The organism is Saccharopolyspora sp. NPDC050389, assembly GCF_040655595.1.
GTDB lineage: Bacteria > Actinomycetota > Actinomycetes > Mycobacteriales > Pseudonocardiaceae > Saccharopolyspora.
Map to the genome: position 1 here is coordinate 37,999 of NZ_JBFAKG010000025.1, position 16,435 is coordinate 54,433.

Consider the following 16,435-nt stretch of genomic DNA (forward strand, 5'->3'; position numbering starts at 1 on the left):
ATCGAGGATGACATTGAACAGCAGTGAGACGTGGGCGACCAGCACCTTCGGCAACGAGGACCGGCTGCCCCGGGTGCCGCTGCCGACCCTGGCGGAAAGCTGCGAGCGGTTCGTCGAGTGGTGCGCGCCGCTGCTCAGCGCGGATGAGCTGGCGGCCACCGAGGCGGCGGTGGAGGCGTTCCAGCGCCCCGGCAGCCCGGCCCACGCCCTGCAGGCGGCGCTCAAGCGGTACGACGCCGAGGAAGGCGTGCGCAGCTGGCTCGACACCTTCTGGCCGTACCGGTACCTGGGCCGCCGCGACCGGATCGCGCTGAACGCGAACTTCTTCTTCCTGTTCCGGGAATCGGCGCAGCAGCAGGTCGAGCGGGCGGCCGGTCTCATCGCCGCGGCGGTCGACTACAAGCAGCTGCTCGACGCGGAGGCCATCCCGCCGGTCGTCCAACGTGGACAGCCGCATTCGATGGAGCAGCAGAAGTTCCTGTTCTCCACCACCCGAATCCCCGGCCCGGTGCAGGACACGGTGCGCGCGCCGTACTCCGCGCAATGGCCCGGCCCGTCCGATGCCCGCCACATCGCGGTGTTCTACCGCGGCAACCTGTTCCGCATGCAGGTGCTGAGCGCGGAGGGCCGGCCGCACACGCCGGACGATCTCGCTACCGGGCTGCGCGCGATCATGAAGGCAGGCGCGACGCGAGCCGCGACGGACACCTCCGTCGGGCACCTCACCACCAAGGCACGAGCGGAGTGGGCCGCCAGCCGGGAAGCGCTGCTGGCCTCCGATCCCGGCAACGCCGCGGCGCTGGACGCGATCGAGACCGCGCTGTTCTGCCTGTGCCTCGAGGACTTCGCACCCGAGAGCACGCAGGACGCCTGCGACCACCTGCTGCACGGCGACAGCGGCAACCGGTGGTTCGACAAGGCCGTGTCGCTGATCGTCTTCGCCGACGGCACCGCCGGCATCAACGTCGAGCACTGCGGCCTGGACGGCACCACGATCCTCAACTTCGTCGACACGTTGCTCCAGCACGTGCCGGAAGAGAGCCGCGCGACGCAGGGCCCGCCCGTCGTGGATCCGATCGAGTTCGCGCTCGATGCCGACCTGCGCGCCGATGTCCGGGCCGCGGCCGAGGCGTTCGCGGAATACGCCGACAACACCGCCACCACCACGCTGTCGTTCCAGGACTTCGGGGCGAACCGGACCAAGCAGCTGGGCACGTCGCCCGACGCGTTCGTGCAGATGGCTTACCAACTGGCCCACAAGCGCTCCAAGGGCCTGACGGGCGCCACCTACGAGTCCATCGCCACCCGCCAGTTCCAGAACGGGCGCACCGAGGCCATGCGCGTCGTCACTCCCGAGGTCCTGCGGTTCGTCGCGACGATGGACGATCCCGGCGCGGACGCGGAGACGCGCCGAGCGGCGTTCCGCGCAGCCGCGGAGAAGCACGTGGCGCGGGCGAAGGAGTGTCAGGCCGGGCTGGCACCCGAGCAGCACCTGTGGGAGCTGCAACTCGTCCAGCGGCGGCGCGGCGCGGAGCTCGGCGCGACCGAGCCCATCGACCTGTACGAGTCGCCGGGCTGGCTGAAGATGCGCGACGACTACCTGAGCACCAGCTCGGCACCGTCGACGAACATCCGGTACTTCGGTTTCGGTTCCACCAGCAGCCAGTGCATCGGCGTCGCGTACGTGCTGCTCCCGGACCGCTTCAACCTCTACCTGAGCACGCCGAAGCCGGTGGCCGACGAGATGTTCGCCTTCGCCGAGAACCTGACCCGGGCGGTCCGCGAGCTCCAAGAGCTCCTCGCCGCCTAGGCGAGCATTCCGGGCAGGACCAGGAAGGCGCAGGTGACGACCGGACCGACCAGGACCATCGAGAATCCCCAGCGGAAGAAGAACTTCCGCATCGAAGCGCGGATCCGCTCCGGGCCCGAGGCCACCACGGTGGCGCCGATGGTGGACATCGGGTTGATGTCCACCAGGGACGACGACAGCGCCAGCGCGCAGATCACCCCGGCCGCCGGCACCCCGCCGGCGGCCACCAACGGCAGCGCGAGCGGGATGATGATCGCCAGCAGCGCGGTCGTGGAGCCGAACGCCGAGATGAGCCCGCCGCACAGGCAGAGGATGAACGCCGCCAGCAGCGGGCTCGGGATCGCCGCGCCGACCTCGGCGACGAGCTTGACGGCTCCCATGTCGTCCAGCACGCCGACGTAGGTGGCGATGCCGCCGACGAGCAGGATCGTGGACCAGTCGATCTCCTTGACCGCCTGCGCCGTCTCCTTGGTGAAGCACAGCGACAGGACAACACCCAGCCCCAGCGCGACCGCGCCGACGTTCACCTCGACGCCGACGGCGGTCAGCACGACCACGAACACGACCAGCAACGCCAGCATCACGATCGTCAGGCGCTGGAACACCGAGAGCCGGGCCGCGGTGCCGGTCTTGGTCAGCAGCGCCGTTTCCCCTGCGCCGCCACCGGAACCCGGCGCGACCTCGGTCGGCTCCTCGGGCGCCGCCTCGGCCACGAGCGCGCGCCGGAACAGGACGGATCCGGCGGCGAAGAGCACCACGTTGATCCCGATGGCCGCGCCGAACAGCAGCAGCGGATTCACCTCGATCCCGCTGCGCCCTGCGATGCTCGTCGTGATGAGCCCGAACAGGCTGATCGGCGCGAACGACCCGGCCGAGCCGCCGGTGGCCATCGCCAGGCCCATCACCACCGGGCTCAGGCCGTTGCGACCGGCGAACGACAGCCCGATCGGGATGAGCACGACCGCCGCCAGCGGCGACCCGAAGCTGGCGACCGCGAGGGAGAGCGCGAAGAACAGCGCGGGCAGCAGCGCGACCCGGTCGCCGGTCGCGCGGACCAGCCTGTCGATCATCCAGTCGAGGGCGCCGTTGCTGCGCGCGATGCCGAACAGGTAGGTGACGCCGAGCAGCAGGAGCATGATGTCGACGGGGAAGCCGCTCAGCACGTCGTCGAGCGACGCGCCGCCCAGGGTCGTGCCGACGCCCAGCGCCGCGGCCAGGGCGAGGACTCCCATGTGGACCGGTCGCACGGTCGCGATCAGGAACGCCACCGCCAACACGAGCAAAGCCAGTACCTGCGACGCCATTTCGCTCCCCGTCGAGCCCGGACCACATCGTGGTCCACCTGACTGCATTGTGGTCCACGGCACCGTATGGTCGTGATCCCGGACACGTCAAGGCGCGATGCCGGAATTCGTTGGCACGACGGCGAACCGCTACGGCAGCGGAACGACCGACGCCGAGAGCTGTTGGGCGATGCGCGAAGCCGTGTCGCGGACCTGCCGCCCGACGGTCGCGTAGCGGTTGCGCGTGAGCCGCACCTTCGGCGCGGACACCGAGAGCGAGCCGACCGCGCCGGTGCCCGGCGGGCAGATGGCGGCGCCGATGGCCACGATGCCGGGCTGGTGCTCCTCCTCGTTCACGGCGTAGCCCTGCCCGCGGATGGTTTCCAGCTGGGCCAGCAGCGCATCGGGATCGACGATCGTGCGATCGGTGAGCCTGGACAGGTACTTCGCCAGGTAGTCGGCGACGTCGTCGTCGGGCATCGCGGCCAGCACGGCCTTGCCGTTGGAGGTGGCGTGCAGCGGCGAGCGGAGGCCGAGCGAGTAGAACGTGCGCAGCTGGTGGGCGCTGTCGAGGCGCTCGATGAGCACCACCTCGTTGCCGTCCGGCACCATCAGGTGCACCGTTTCGCCGGTGGCCGCCTGGAGTTCGCTGAGCAGCGGCAACGCCACCGACCGTAGATCCCGGTCGTTGGCGGCCTGGCTGCCGACCGAGAACGCCCGGCCGGTGATCGTCCAGCGGCGCAGCTCGTGCCCGGCGGGCTTGATCCACCCGGCCTCGTGCAGCGTGGTCAGGCAGCGCTGGACGGTGGTCTTCGGCAGCCCCAACCGCTGGGTCAGATCACTGAGCCCGGCGGGCTGGTTCTCGGCCACCGCTTCCAGAACGCGGAGGGCGTTCTTGACGCTCTGCATCGACATGATCCACCTCTTGACGCGATGTGCGGCGCATCGTAGCGTCCAGATCCGTTCGGTCCACTTTACGGATCGATGGACCACATAGTGGACCACAGAACCGGAGGTCGCCCCATGACGCACGCGCCGTTGACCGGGATCCGGGTGATCGACCTGACGCGCGTGCTCGCCGGGCCGATGTGCACCGCCCTGCTGGCCGACCTCGGCGCCGAGGTGATCAAGGTGGAGCCGGTGCCGCACGGCGACGGCTCCCGCGCGTTCGGCCCGTTCGACGGGGACCGAAGCCAGTACTTCGCCGCGGTCAACCGCAACAAGCGCTCCCTCGCGCTGGACCTGCGCAGCCCTGAGGGCCAGGACGTCCTGGCCAGGCTGGTCGCCGATGCGGACGTGCTGGTGGAGAACTTCCGGCCGGGCGTGCTCGCGAAGCTGGGCCTGGATCCCGCGCGGCTGCGGGCGGAGCACCCACGGCTGGTGATCGCCAGCATCAGCGGCTACGGGCCGACCGGCCCGGAACGGGAAACGCCCGGGCTCGACCAGATCGCGCAGGGCATGTCGGGCCTGATGTCGGTCACCGGCGCCGGCGCGGAGACGCCGATGCGCGTCGGGGTGCCGATCATCGACACGATCACGGGAATCATGGCGGCCTTCTCGGTCGCAGCGGCGGTCGCCGGGCGGGAACGCACCGGAACCGGCACCCACGTGCAGACCTCACTGCTCGAATCGGCGCTGGCCGCGCTGACCTTCCACGCGCAGGGCTACCTCAGCACCGGCGAAGTCCCGCAACCGCAGGGCAACGACCACCCGGTGATCAGCCCGTACGGGATGTTCGACACCGCCGACTCCCCCATCAACATCGCCGCCGGTTCGCCGCGCCAGTGGGAGGCGCTCTGCGCCGCGCTCGGCGATCCGGCCCTGGCCGAGCGCCCGGAGTACGCCGACGGCGCGGGCCGCGTCGAGCACCGCGCCGCGCTGCGGGCCGATCTCGAACGGCTGCTCCGCGCCGAGGGATCGGCGCACTGGGTGGCGGCGCTGCGCGAGGCCGGTATCCCCTGCGGACCCGTGCACCGGGTGGATCAGGTATTTGCCGATCCGCAGGTGCAGGCGCTCGGTATGGTGCAGCAGGTCATGTCGGCCGCCGGAGCCTCGATGCCGTTGCTGCGCGCGCCGATCTGGATCGACGACCAGCCCGCCGCGGTGCACTCCCCGCCACCGGAGTTCGGCGAGCACTCCGCGGCGGTCCTGGCCCAGCTGTTCAACGAAGACGAGATCGAGGATCTGGACCGCCGCGGCATCACCCACCTGCCGACGACCACGGGAGCGACCAAGCGATGAACGACCTCACGCCGGGCCGGCTGGACCTGCACATCGCCGAGCACATCGCCTGGATCACCATCGACAACCCGGGCAGGCGCAACGCCATGAGCGCGAGCATGTGGCGGCAGGTCCCCGACCTGCTGACCAAGGTCGCCGACGATCCCGCCGTCCGGGTCGTCGTGCTCACCGGCGCGGGCGACGCGTTCTCCGCCGGCGCGAACATCAATGAACTGGACGAGATCGAGGGCGGCCGAGAGGAGAGCGTGACGGTGACAGCCGAGCGGGCGCTGCTCACCTGCCCGCTGCCGACGATCGCGCTGATCAACGGGCTCTGCATCGGCGGCGGCTGCCAGCTCGCCGCCGCCTGCGACATCCGCATCACCGACACCGGCGCCACCTTCGGCATCACCCCGGCCAAGCTCGGCATCGTCTACCCCGCCTCCAGCATCGCCCGGCTCACCGAGCTCGTCGGGCCGGCGAACGCGAAACTGCTGCTGTTCTCCGCGGACTTCTTCGACGCCGCACGCGCGCTCCAGATGCGACTGGTCGACGAGATCACCGACGACGCCCGCGGCCGCGCGACCGCCCTCGCGACGACCATCGCCGGGCGCTCCCAGCTGACGGTCCGGGCATCCAAGCAGCTCATCGACATGGCCAGCCGAGGCGAGTCGCTCGACGAACGCCGCCAGTACTGGCAGGACCTGTCCACTGAAAGCGGCGAGAGCGCCGAAGGGATCAGCGCCTTCCTCCAGCGCCGCCCGCCGGAGTTCCCGTTCCACGGCTGATCATCGCCGACCACAGTGGACAAATCGGCCACCGCTGTTGGCCGACAACAGATCGCCGAAGTGGCGACCTGTAGGCTTCCCGCAGGTCGCCGCACGCGAAAGGGAAGCACGATGCCCGTTGGTACGAACGCCGAGACAGCCTCCACACTGGTCGAATCCGCCCGCCGCGACTACCGCGAACTGGTGGACGCCGGCCTGTCGTTCGACCTGACCCGCGGCAAGCCCTCGCCCGAGCAGCTCGACCTGGCGGCCGATCTGCAGGGCCTGCCCGGCGCCGGCCGGCACACCGCCGCGAACGGCACCGACTGCCGGAACTACGGTGGCCTGCAAGGCCTGCCGGAGATGCGGGCGCTTTTCGCGGACTTCCTCCAGGTGCCGGTGGAACAGCTGCTCGCCGCGGGCAATTCCAGCCTGGAGCTGATGCACGACTGCCTGGTGCACGCGCTGCTGAGCGTCCTGCCGGGCGCCGAGTCGCGCTGGGTCGACCAGGAGCGCATCGCCTTCCTGTGCCCGGTTCCCGGATACGACCGGCATTTCGCCCTCTGCGAGCGCTTCGGCATCGAGATGATCCCGGTCCCGATGACCGCCGACGGGCCCGACATGGCCGAAGTCGAGCGGCTGGCCGGCGAGGACCCGGCGATCAAGGGCATCTGGTGTGTGCCGAAGTACAGCAACCCGGACGGCACCTGCTACTCGGACGAGACGGTGCGGCGGCTGGCCGAGATGCGCACCGCCGCCCCGGACTTCCGGATCTTCTGGGACAACGCCTACGCGGTGCACCACCTCACCGATGAGCGGGTCGAGATCGCCGACCTGCTCGCGGCCTGCGCCGAGGCGGGAAACCCGGACCGGGCCTTCGTCTTCGGCTCGACCTCCAAGATCACCTGGGCCGGGGCCGGTGTCGCGTTCTTCGGCTCCTCGCCCGCCAACCGCGACTGGCTGCTGGCCAACAACTCGAAGCGCTCGATCGGCCCGGACAAGGTCAACCAGCTCCGGCACGTGCTCTTCCTCGAGGACGCCGACGGGGTGCGCGCCCACATGGACCACCACCGCGCGCTGCTGCAGCCGAAGTTCGAGGCGGTGCTGCGCATCTTCGAGGCGGAGCTCGGCGGCACGGGCCTGGCCGAGTGGACGTCCCCGAAGGGCGGGTACTTCATCTCGCTGCGGGTGCCCGACGGCTGTGCCAAGGACGTGGTGCGCCTGGCGGCCGAGGCCGGGATCGCGCTGACCCCGGCCGGTGCCACCCATCCGCACGGCGTCGACCCGGACGACGCCACCATCCGGATCGCCCCCAGCTACCCCGGGCTGCGGGAACTGGAGCAGGCGATCCGGGGCCTCACCACCTGCGTCCGCCTGGCCGGGTACGAGAAGCGCCTGGCCGGCTAGCCGCTAACGACCGGTGACCGAGGCGAGCACCTTGTGCAGCGTCTCGGGATCCGCGCTTCCTGGTGCGCGCCAGGCGATGAAACCGTCTGGCCGCACCAGCAATGCGCCGTCGACGTCGACGTTCACCGAGGACGCCCAATCCTCGTCGAGCTGCACGGCGTTCAGGCCGATCTCGCGTGCCGCCTCGGCCCAGTGAGCGCCTTCGGGGCCGGTCAGCACCGTGAAACGGGACTTGATCAGGTCCAAGGTGGACACGCTCGTCCCGTCCAGCCAGCGGTGCGGAAGCCGCGAGCCGGGCGCGCCGTCCAGGCTCGCGGCGACGTCCTCAGTGGACGGAACTTGCACCACGGGGTCGATCATCGCCGAGGAGTCGTACCGGTGGGCCATCAGCACCACCGGGGCGTTCCACATCCCGACCGCGGCGCGTTCCGCGGCCGCCGCCGGATCCCAGTGCAGGCGCGGGTGCTCCCAGCGCAGCAGCGCCTGCCGGGTCACCAGCTCGGCGACCGCGTGGCGCTCCTCGTGATAGCTGTCCAGCAATCGGTCGCCCGCCTGTCCGGCCAGCACCATGCCGAGCTTCCAGGCGAGGTTGTAGGCGTCGGCCACGCCAGTGTTCAGCCCCATGGCCCCGAGCGGCGAGATGGCCCGCGCGGCGTCGCCGACGAGGAACGCCCGGCCGGAGCGGAATTCGTCCGCCATCCGCACGGTCGCTCGCCACGGCAGCGCGTTGACGATCTCCACGGGCACGTCCGCGCCGAGCGCCGTGCGGACCGCTGCGGCGCACTGTTGCGTCGAAAGGCCGCCGACCACATCCAGGCCGACGTGCAGCACCCAGCGCTTCTCGCCGACGGACAGCATCATGCCCGGGGCGTCCGGATGGCTGACCTGCACCATGACCGGCATCGAACCGAAGTGGCCCACCAGGTCGGCGTTGAACAGGATGTTCACGGTGGTGTCGCCGATTTCGCCCGGGCCCGTGGTGGCGATCCCCAGCTCGGCCCGCACCGAGCTGTTCACGCCGTCCGCGCCCACCAGGTAGTCGGCGTGGATCACGCGCCCATCGGACAACGTCGCCGCCACTCCATCGGCGTCCTGCTCGACTGCGGTCACGGCCACGCCGAACTCGACAGTCGCCCCGCGTTCGCGGGCCGCCGGTAGGAGCGCCGTGTCGAGCCGATCCTGCGGGTAGTGCCCGTGCGGCATTTCCGGCGAGATGCCGGAGGAGATCGGCGACTTCGCGTATCGCGGCGCCTGGCTGCGGTCGATCTCGGCGACCGTGCGCGCGTCCGCCTTCCACAGCTCCGTCGACCGGACGGCGACCTCGTCGACCGCATCGCGCAGCCCGACCTCGCGGAAGAACTCCAGCGTGCGCTGGCTGATCCCGAGCGCGCGGGGATGGTTGGACGGCGCGGCGCGGCGCTCGACGACCAGTGATGGCACGCCGTGGTGGCCGAGGAACACGGCCATGGCCAGGCCGACGGTGCCGCCGCCGGCGATGAGGACCGGTATCCGGGACATGGGAACCTCCATGGTTTGGGAACACTGTGCCCACTTGGGAACACCGTACCTGATGCGTACACTGTGCCCATGTCTGCTCGATCACAGCCCGCGACCCTGGTCTGGATGCGCGACCGGGAGCGCGGCAGCCGCCCGGCGCTCAGCGAGGAGAGGATCGTCCGCACCGCGATCCGGCTCGCCGACGCCGAAGGCATCGACGCGCTGTCCATGCGGCGGATCGCGGCCGAGATGGGCTCCGGCACCACCTCGCTGTACCGCCACATCACCAACAAGGACGAGCTGATCGAGCTGATGATCGACGCGGTGTACGGCGAGATGCCGCTGCCGGAGCGGGCCGGCGAGGACTGGGTCGCCGAGCTGGCCGCCGCCGCCCGGATCTTCCGCGCCGCGCTGCTGGAACACCCCTGGCTGGCGCAACAGGCATCCCGGCGCCCGGCCCTCGGCCCGAACGTGATCAAGCATTCCGATCACGCGCTCGGCGTGGTGGGCCGGGCGACCGGCGACGCGACGCAGGCGGGCGTGGTGGTCGCCTCCGTCAACACCTTCGTGCTCGGCTCCGTGGCCTCGGAGCTGGCCGAGTTGGAGGCGCAGCGCACGACGGGCATGACCGAGGACGAATGGCGCAATTCGGTCGGCGCCTACGTGCAGCAGGTGGTCGACTCAGGCAGGTTCCCGCACTTCAACCGCCGAGTCCTGGAGGCAGGCGAACCCGACCCCGGCGCCCGCTTCGAATTCGGCCTCGGCTGCCTGCTCGCCGGCATCGCCACCGCCCTCGGCCGCCCGTGACACGTCAACGGAGGTCGGCGACCTCCCACAGACCCAGCGCCTTGTCCGCGTACTGCCCGTCGCCTTCGACGCAGCCCTCGACGATCAGTTCCAGCGGGGCCGGGAAGCCGAACGGCGCCAGCTGGAAGTTCAGCGGGCGCCAGTCGCCGGTCTCCGCATCGACGTTCACATCGAGCCCCGGGAACGTCGTGGCCAGCAGGTACCGCGCCCCGCTGCGCCGGATGTTGCGCAACGCGGCCCGGATCTGGTCGAAGGTGAGGTGCACCAGGCAGTCCCGGCACAGCACGAGATCCACCGCGGGCAGCGGATCCTCGGTGAGGTCGAGGATCTCGAACCGGCGTTGCGCGGCCCCGTAGCGATCCCGGTTGCGCGCCACGAGTTCCGGCACGATGTCGGCGCCGAAGTAGGTTTCGACGCCCAGGTCGGTGGTGCTGAGCCAACCGAAGTCCCCGCACGGGACGTCCGCGACGGAGCGCACGCCCCGCCGGCGCAGCAGCGCGGGGATCTCGGCCCGGATGTGCTCGGTCGCGGTGTTCTCCGAACCATGCCCGGAAACCGATTCCTCACTCCCCCACAGGTTGTGCTGGTAGATGTACCGGAACACCCCGCCGGTCTCCTGCCGGACCAGGTTCTCGCGGTGTTGTCGGTAGTTGACGTTCGACAGCAGCTCCGGACGCCCCCAGCCCATCCCGGATTCGCTCATCCCGTCGTCCCTTCCCACAGCTCCACGGCCGCCGCGACCGACGGCTCAGCACCGACCTTGGCACAGATCGCGAAGACCGTCAGCCCGCGTAGACGTCCTCGACGTAGCGCCCGTCGGCGATGAGGCCCTGCAGCCAGGCATCGGCGGTTTCCGCGTCACTACTGGGAATTTTCTCGCGGTACACGGTGCGGAACGCGTCACGCACTCCCGGCGCCATGCGGTTGCCGTCGCCGCAGACGTAGACCTTCGCGCCGGCCTGCAACAGGTTCCAGATCTCGTCGGATTCCGCCGCGATGCGGTGCTGCACGAACCGGTGCCCGCCGGCCGGCGCCTCGCTGAAGACCGGACGGACGGCGACCGCGCCGGCCGACTCGGCGGCCGCGAGTTCCGTCGCGTGGAGGTAGTCGGCATCCGCCGCGTCGCAACCGAAGTAGCACAGCGCCGGGGCGAGCCGGGCGCCGCTTTCGACGAGGCCGCGCCGGTCGGCGATCGCGCCCCGGAACGGCGCCAGGCCCGTACCCGCGGCGACCATGACCACCGGGACGTCCGTGCCGATGCGGAACGCTTCGCGACACGGCTGGACGCGCGCCAGGACGGTGTCGCCCGGCCGCACCGCGTTGAGGTATCCCGAGCCGGTCCCCCGGAACTCCCCTCGCCCAGAGCGCGCCGGCGCCTGCAGGCGCGAGACCATCAGGTCGGCGTGCCGCGGATCGGCCGCGGGTGAGGAGGAGATGGAGTAGTGCCTGGGCCGCATCGGCGGCAGCAGGTCCAGGATCACCGGCCAGGTGAGGACTTCCCGCAGTGCGGGGTGATCCTCGATCACGTCGAGGAGCGTGCGCTGGTCGGCGGCGTCGTCGGCGAGCACCAGGAGGGCTGCCTTCTCCGGCGGGCACGGGTTGAGTTCGGCGAGGACGCCGAGCTGTTCGGCGGTGGGACGATCTTGCAGTTCCACGTGCCTGGCCAGGAGTTCGCGCACCGCGATCGGCCGGTCGATCGGGAGGGCGTCGCGGCCCGGGCGGCTCGGGGTGATGTTGAGGATCGCGTCCGGATCGACGCGCAGCACCTCGACGGCGCGTTCCACCAGCGCCGGGTCGTTGACCGGGAGAACCGTCAGGTGGTCGGCGGTCCGGTAGCCGCACCCCTCGGGCAACGCCACCCGGACGAGGCGCTTGACCCGCGGATACGCCGGATCCGTAAGGGTGCCGACCTCGGTCACCGTCATCTCGACCATGTCGTGCCGCGCGGCGAGCGCGTCAAGCGGATCGCCGACGATTTCCGATACCGCGTAACCGGTTTCGTCCTGCGAGGCCGCCCCGGCGGTCGCGGGATCACCGTGCCGTTCCAGCAGCGCGTTTCGCAGCGACGTGGTGAACTCCCGCACCGCGCCGGTCAGATCGCCCGCGGCGTCGGCCGCCGCGCGCTCGACGATCCGGGTGCCGCCGAGCTCCGCGAGCCGGGCGTCGAGGCGCGTCGGGACGTGCTGGTAGGTGGCCGCCCAGTTGCGGTCGCCGACGCCCAGCACCGCGAAGGTCACGCCTTCGGCCGCGCCCGGTTCGGCCTCGTCCAGCCAGCGCGCGAACGACACCGCGTCGTCGGTCGGGTGGCCGTTGTAGGAGGCGGCGACGATGACGACCGCCCGGTCGGCGGGCAGCCCGCCCGCATGGGCGTCCAGCGGCGCGACTTCGACCTCGCAGCCGAGATCGGCGCCGGCGTCGGCGAGCCGGCCGGCGAAGTCGCGGCAGGTGCCGTAGTTCGAGCCGTGCAGGAGGAGCAGTTCCGTGCCCGGCAGCACACGGCTGGGCAGCCCGGCGTCGACCACCGGTTCGTCGCCGGCTCCGGAAGTGCCGGCGGGCAGCGCCGCACGATTCGCCGCCCGGTCCGCGGCGGTGCGCGGCAGGAGGGTCAGCGTCAGCCCTTCCGGTTTGAGCGTCAGCGTTTCCTTGACGTCGAGCCGGTAGTCGGCGTGATCGATCAGCCGGTACCGGTGCACCAGCAGAGCGAGCAGCATGGTGGCCTCGTGCAGGGCGAACTGCCGCCCGATGCACGCGCGCTCGCCGGTGCCGAACGGCTTGAACGCGTGCGGCGAGCGGGCCGCCTCGGCCTCCGGGGTGAACCGCGTCGGGTCGAACAGCTCCGGGTTGTCGCCCCACACCGGATCGCGGTGCAGCATCGGCGTCAGCACCGCCACGGATTCCCCGGCGCGCAGCGGAATCCGCCCGCCCAGCAAGGTGTCCTCGCGCGCCATCCGCCCGAAGCTGGGAGCGGACGGCCACAGCCGCAGCGCCTCGTTGAGCACCTGGCGCGTGCCGGTCAGGCGGCCGATGTCCTCGAACGTCGGGTCCGGTTCGGCGTCGCCCCACACCTCGTCCACCTCGCGCTGCACCATGTGCAGCGCCGTCGGGTGCTTGGCGAGGAAGTGCAGCGCGAACGACAGGGTGCCGGATGTCGTCTCGTGCCCGGCGATGAGGAAGGTGATGATCTGGTTGCGGATGTTCGCGAGGTCCAGCGTGGTGCCGTCGGCGGGGTGCGCCGCGCCGAGCATGAGCCCCAGGAGGTCGTCGGCCGACGTTTCGCCCGCGGCCGTGCGGGCGCCGATGACGTCGTCGACCACGGACGCCAGGTACTCCGCGTCGGCCCGGAATGCCGCGTCCCGCGCGGCGTGGTCGGCGTCGGGCGGCGCGGTCAGCCGCGACATGCTCCAGTCGAGGCAGCGCACCATGGAGCCGACGAACGGGTGCGGCTCGTCGCGGTCGAACGAGCCGAAGTCGAAACCGAATCCGGCCAGCCCGATGGTGTCCAGCGTCATCCGCGTCATGTCGTCGGGCACGTCCACCGGCGCGCCGGCGGCGGCCCGGCGGTCCCAGGATTCGAGGAGGCGGCGGGCCACCCGCAGCATCACCGGGTGGTAGGTGCGCATCGAACCGAGGGCGAAGGCGGGCATCAGGATGTCGTGCGCCTTGCCCCAGTTGGGTTCCTCGTTGTAGGCGGTGAACAGGCCGTCGCCGGCGAACTCGCGGACGTTCTGCAGCGCCGGGCCGACCGCCTTGGCGAACCGCTGCTCGTCGGCCAGCTCGATGACCAGGCCCAGGTCGCCGACCAGGAGCGTCTCGCGGCCGTGGAAGCGGCGCCGGAACACCGGGCCGTGCCGCCGGGCGAGCGCCATCGCCTGCTGGGTCGGCCTGCTCGTCAGGCCGGTGTCCGAAACGTCGATGACGGGCACGCCGTCGTCGACTCGCGGCTGGATCAGGGTGGCGTCGGTCATTCGGGGCGCGTCCTCTGCTCGGGAGTGGTTGCTGCTTCCACGTTCGCGGCAACAGCGGGCGTCACGAGGCATCGGCACTACATGAATGCGTAGTAGTCTCTGCGGCATCGGACTTGCATCCTGATCTTCGAGATGGCAGTGGCATGGGACAGAAGGGGCGGGACGAACCGCCGGGGCGCGTGTACCGGGATGATGCGGTGGCGTGGCGCAACCGGGCGGTGATCCTGCTGGACCACCTGCCGATGCCGGTCGCGGTGTGCGACACCGGAGGCGCGATCTTGCTGGCCAATCCCCTGATGGCCGCGGAGTGGGGCACGCTCCCCAGCCAGTTGCGCGGTCAGAACGCGCTCGACTTCTTCCGCCCGCGCTCCAGCGATCAGCTGCACCCGATCGTCGAGGCGCTGCGGCGGCGCCGGCGATCCCGCTACCCGGTCGAGGTGCGCTGGTCCGCGCCGGGCGGGTCGGAGCGGCACGGCGAGATGACGGTCGACGTGGTCAGCGAAGCGCCGGATGCCGCGACCGCGCTGCTGTTGCTGCTGAACGTGCTCGGCGACATCACCGAGCCGGCCGAACGGCCCGATGCCGCCCTGGTGAGCCCGGTGGAGGCGCGGATCCTCGCGCTGGCGGCCGGTGGCGTCACCACCGCGCAGATCGCCAAGTCGGTCGGCCTGACCGCGGACGGTGTCAACTACCACCTGCAACGCATGTCCCGCCGCTGGCGCGTGCCGAACCGAACCGCGCTGGTGGCCCGCGCCTACGTGCTGGGCGTGCTGAAACCCGCGACCTGGCCACCGGAACCCGCCTGACGCTCCACTTAGGACAACCGTGGGCGCGTTCTGGTCCCGCCGTCCGTTTCGTCGTGAAGTGTTCACCGGTTCTGCACTGATCCGATGCCTTGCCCGCCCCTAGTGTCACGGTGCCCGTTGGCAGTTCCGGCATCGCGCCGGCGGGCGTCACTTCTCATCGGAGGAGCAAAGCCGTGGAACGTCGCACCTTTCTGCGTGCCGCCGTCGCCGGTGGCACCACCATCGCATTCGGGTTCAGCGTGACGCGCGAAGCGATCGCCTACCCGGCGCAGACCGGTCCAAGCCCCTACGGCCCCCTGCAGGCGGCCGATGCCAACGGCATCCAGCTGCCGGCGAACTTCGCCAGCCGCGTGATCGCCCGCTCCACCCAGCAGATCGCCGGAACCGGCCACACCTGGCACGGCGCCCCGGACGGCGGCGCGTGCTTCGCCGACGGAACCGGGTGGATCTACGTCTCGAACGCCGAACTCGGCTCCGGCGCGGGCGGGGTGAGCGCCGTGCGGTTCGACGGCAACGCGAACATCGCCGCCGCGTACCCGATCCTCTCCGGCACGACGCAGAACTGCTCCGGCGGCGCCACCCCGTGGAACACGTGGTTGTCGTGCGAGGAAACCGACCTCGGGTACGTCTTCGAGACCGATCCGTGGGGCGCGAAGCCCGCCGTCCGGCGGGACGCGATGGGGCGGTTCAAGCACGAGGCCGCGGCGGCCGACCCGGATCGCAAGGTCGTCTACCTGACCGAGGACGAAACCGACGGCAACTTCTACCGATTCGTGCCCACCACCTGGGGCGACCTGTCCGCCGGCACCCTGCAGGTGCTGGTCGACGACGGCGGCGCGCTGTCCTGGGTGGACGTTCCCGACCCGGACGGCAGCCCCACCCGCACCCGCCGCCAGGTCGCCGGGGCCAAGGTGTTCAACGGTGGAGAAGGCGCCTACTACCGCAACGGCACGTGCTTCTTCACCACCAAGGGCGACAACCGCGTGTGGGCGTACGACGCGGTCAACAACGCCCTGGCCATCGCCTACGACGACAACTTGACCGGCAACCCGCCGCTGACCGGTGTCGACAACATCACCGGCGCCCCGGCCGGCGATCTCTACGTCGCCGAGGACGGCGGCAACATGGAGATCTGCATCATCACCCCCGATGACATCGTCGCCCCGTTCCTCCGGGTCAACGGGCAGTCCGCCTCCGAGCTGTGCGGGGTCGCCTTCAACCCCGCGGGCAGCCGCCTGTACTTCTCCTCGCAGCGCGGCGCCGCCGGCTCCAACAGCGGCGGCATCACCTACGAGGTGACCGGCCCGTTCCGCGGCTGATCCGCCTCGACGTCAGGCCCGCGAGTCCTGCCCGGACTCGCGGGCCGTCTTGTTCACCACCGCCGAGGCCCATCAGCCCGTCGACGCCTGGTCGACCTTTTCCAGCAGTTCCAGCAGGGTTTGCCGCTGTTCGGCGGTGAGCGGGGCGAACAGCTCACCGGCCGCGCGGGCGCGGAGCTCGGCCAGCCGCTTGCACATCTTCCGGCCTTCCCGGGTCAGCTCCAGCAAAGTGGAGCGGCGGTTCCCGGGATCGACCTCGCGCCGCAGCAGGCCCGCCTCCTCGAGGGCGTCGACGATCGGCGTCACCGCTCGCGGCACCACGTGCAGCCGTTCCGCCAGCTCCGCCATGCGCGGTGGCGTCCCGCACCTGCCGAGCACGGACAGCGCACGCGCTTGCGCGGGGGTCAACCCGAGGTCCCCGGCACCGCGGCGCTGCAGGACGTGCGCGGACTTGGCGAGCCGCAGGAACAGCCCGCCGAGACGTTCTTCCTCACCACCGGCATCCACCCGGCCAGTTTAACAGAGTGACAGTAATAGTGAACTATGGTAAATAT

General features: G+C 70.9%; 13 protein-coding genes. 7 read left to right on the forward strand and 6 right to left on the reverse strand.

From position 1 onward, the window contains the following. The first annotated feature begins 7 nt into the window (after window positions 1-7). Window positions 8-1,810, forward strand: a complete 1,803-nt coding sequence (locus tag AB0I53_RS18315; protein ID WP_358603823.1) for a choline/carnitine O-acyltransferase — start codon at window positions 8-10, stop codon at window positions 1,808-1,810. Here the strand turns inward: AB0I53_RS18315 and AB0I53_RS18320 are convergent. Further along, window positions 1,807-3,114, reverse strand: coding sequence for an SLC13 family permease (locus AB0I53_RS18320; protein ID WP_358603826.1), 1,308 nt, complete (start codon window positions 3,112-3,114; stop codon window positions 1,807-1,809). The two genes, AB0I53_RS18315 and AB0I53_RS18320, sit on opposite strands and share 4 nt — an antisense overlap. A 129-nt stretch (window positions 3,115-3,243) precedes the next feature. Next, on the reverse strand, window positions 3,244-4,008 hold the full coding sequence (locus AB0I53_RS18325; RefSeq protein ID WP_358603829.1) for an IclR family transcriptional regulator: 765 nt from the start codon (window positions 4,006-4,008) through the stop codon (window positions 3,244-3,246). Between the two features lie 108 nt (window positions 4,009-4,116). Here AB0I53_RS18325 and AB0I53_RS18330 point away from each other — a divergent pair, with 108 nt between their 5' ends. From AB0I53_RS18330 to AB0I53_RS18340, 3 genes are all read left to right on the forward strand, one after another. Next, window positions 4,117-5,334, forward strand: coding sequence for a CoA transferase (locus AB0I53_RS18330; RefSeq protein ID WP_358603832.1), 1,218 nt, complete (start codon window positions 4,117-4,119; stop codon window positions 5,332-5,334). Continuing rightward, window positions 5,331-6,101, forward strand: coding sequence for an enoyl-CoA hydratase-related protein (locus tag AB0I53_RS18335; protein WP_358603835.1), 771 nt, complete (start codon window positions 5,331-5,333; stop codon window positions 6,099-6,101). The genes AB0I53_RS18330 and AB0I53_RS18335 overlap by 4 nt, the downstream gene beginning before the upstream one ends. 111 nt (window positions 6,102-6,212) lie before the next feature. Further along, entirely contained in the window at window positions 6,213-7,487 is a 1,275-nt protein-coding gene (locus AB0I53_RS18340) for an aminotransferase class I/II-fold pyridoxal phosphate-dependent enzyme (RefSeq protein ID WP_358603838.1), read from the forward strand. Between the two features lie 3 nt (window positions 7,488-7,490). On the opposite strand, the gene AB0I53_RS18345 is transcribed toward AB0I53_RS18340, so the two are convergent. Next, window positions 7,491-9,005, reverse strand: a complete 1,515-nt coding sequence (locus AB0I53_RS18345; RefSeq protein WP_358603840.1) for an FAD-dependent monooxygenase — start codon at window positions 9,003-9,005, stop codon at window positions 7,491-7,493. Window positions 9,006-9,074: 69 nt separating this feature from the next. Here AB0I53_RS18345 and AB0I53_RS18350 point away from each other — a divergent pair, with 69 nt between their 5' ends. Beyond that, window positions 9,075-9,791 (forward strand): TetR/AcrR family transcriptional regulator, encoded by a 717-nt coding sequence (locus tag AB0I53_RS18350; protein WP_358603843.1) that lies wholly within the window; start codon window positions 9,075-9,077, stop codon window positions 9,789-9,791. A gap of 4 nt (window positions 9,792-9,795) precedes the next feature. Here the strand turns inward: AB0I53_RS18350 and AB0I53_RS18355 are convergent, their stop codons facing one another. Further along, on the reverse strand, window positions 9,796-10,494 hold the full coding sequence (locus AB0I53_RS18355) for a class I SAM-dependent methyltransferase (protein ID WP_358603846.1): 699 nt from the start codon (window positions 10,492-10,494) through the stop codon (window positions 9,796-9,798). Between the two features lie 79 nt (window positions 10,495-10,573). Next, window positions 10,574-13,756 carry a cytochrome P450 gene (locus AB0I53_RS18360; RefSeq protein ID WP_358603849.1) on the reverse strand — a complete coding sequence of 1,061 codons (3,183 nt, stop codon included), beginning with the start codon at window positions 13,754-13,756 and terminating at the stop codon, window positions 10,574-10,576. A 143-nt stretch (window positions 13,757-13,899) separates the two neighbouring features. Between AB0I53_RS18360 and AB0I53_RS18365 the strand changes: the two genes are divergently transcribed. Both AB0I53_RS18365 and AB0I53_RS18370 read left to right on the forward strand, forming a co-directional pair. Continuing rightward, on the forward strand, window positions 13,900-14,562 hold the full coding sequence (locus AB0I53_RS18365; protein WP_358603852.1) for a PAS domain-containing protein: 663 nt from the start codon (window positions 13,900-13,902) through the stop codon (window positions 14,560-14,562). A 173-nt stretch (window positions 14,563-14,735) separates the two neighbouring features. After that, on the forward strand, window positions 14,736-15,881 hold the full coding sequence (locus tag AB0I53_RS18370; protein WP_358603855.1) for an alkaline phosphatase PhoX: 1,146 nt from the start codon (window positions 14,736-14,738) through the stop codon (window positions 15,879-15,881). 72 nt (window positions 15,882-15,953) lie between these two features. Here AB0I53_RS18370 and AB0I53_RS18375 read toward each other — a convergent pair whose 3' ends face one another. Then, entirely contained in the window at window positions 15,954-16,388 is a 435-nt protein-coding gene (locus tag AB0I53_RS18375; RefSeq protein WP_358603858.1) for a MarR family transcriptional regulator, read from the reverse strand. Window positions 16,389-16,435 lie beyond the last annotated feature (47 nt).

Bases quoted from the DNA above. Each gene is read 5' to 3' on its own strand.
- AB0I53_RS18315 (WP_358603823.1), top strand. From the start codon at position 8: ATGACATTGAACAGCAGTGAGACGTGGGCGACCAGCACCTTCGGCAAC.
- AB0I53_RS18320 (WP_358603826.1), bottom strand. From the start codon at position 3,114: ATGGCGTCGCAGGTACTGGCTTTGCTCGTGTTGGCGGTGGCGTTCCTG.
- AB0I53_RS18325 (WP_358603829.1), bottom strand. From the start codon at position 4,008: ATGTCGATGCAGAGCGTCAAGAACGCCCTCCGCGTTCTGGAAGCGGTG.
- AB0I53_RS18330 (WP_358603832.1), top strand. From the start codon at position 4,117: ATGACGCACGCGCCGTTGACCGGGATCCGGGTGATCGACCTGACGCGC.
- AB0I53_RS18335 (WP_358603835.1), top strand. From the start codon at position 5,331: ATGAACGACCTCACGCCGGGCCGGCTGGACCTGCACATCGCCGAGCAC.
- AB0I53_RS18340 (WP_358603838.1), top strand. From the start codon at position 6,213: ATGCCCGTTGGTACGAACGCCGAGACAGCCTCCACACTGGTCGAATCC.
- AB0I53_RS18345 (WP_358603840.1), bottom strand. From the start codon at position 9,005: ATGTCCCGGATACCGGTCCTCATCGCCGGCGGCGGCACCGTCGGCCTG.
- AB0I53_RS18350 (WP_358603843.1), top strand. From the start codon at position 9,075: ATGTCTGCTCGATCACAGCCCGCGACCCTGGTCTGGATGCGCGACCGG.
- AB0I53_RS18355 (WP_358603846.1), bottom strand. From the start codon at position 10,494: ATGAGCGAATCCGGGATGGGCTGGGGGCGTCCGGAGCTGCTGTCGAAC.
- AB0I53_RS18360 (WP_358603849.1), bottom strand. From the start codon at position 13,756: ATGACCGACGCCACCCTGATCCAGCCGCGAGTCGACGACGGCGTGCCC.
- AB0I53_RS18365 (WP_358603852.1), top strand. From the start codon at position 13,900: ATGGGACAGAAGGGGCGGGACGAACCGCCGGGGCGCGTGTACCGGGAT.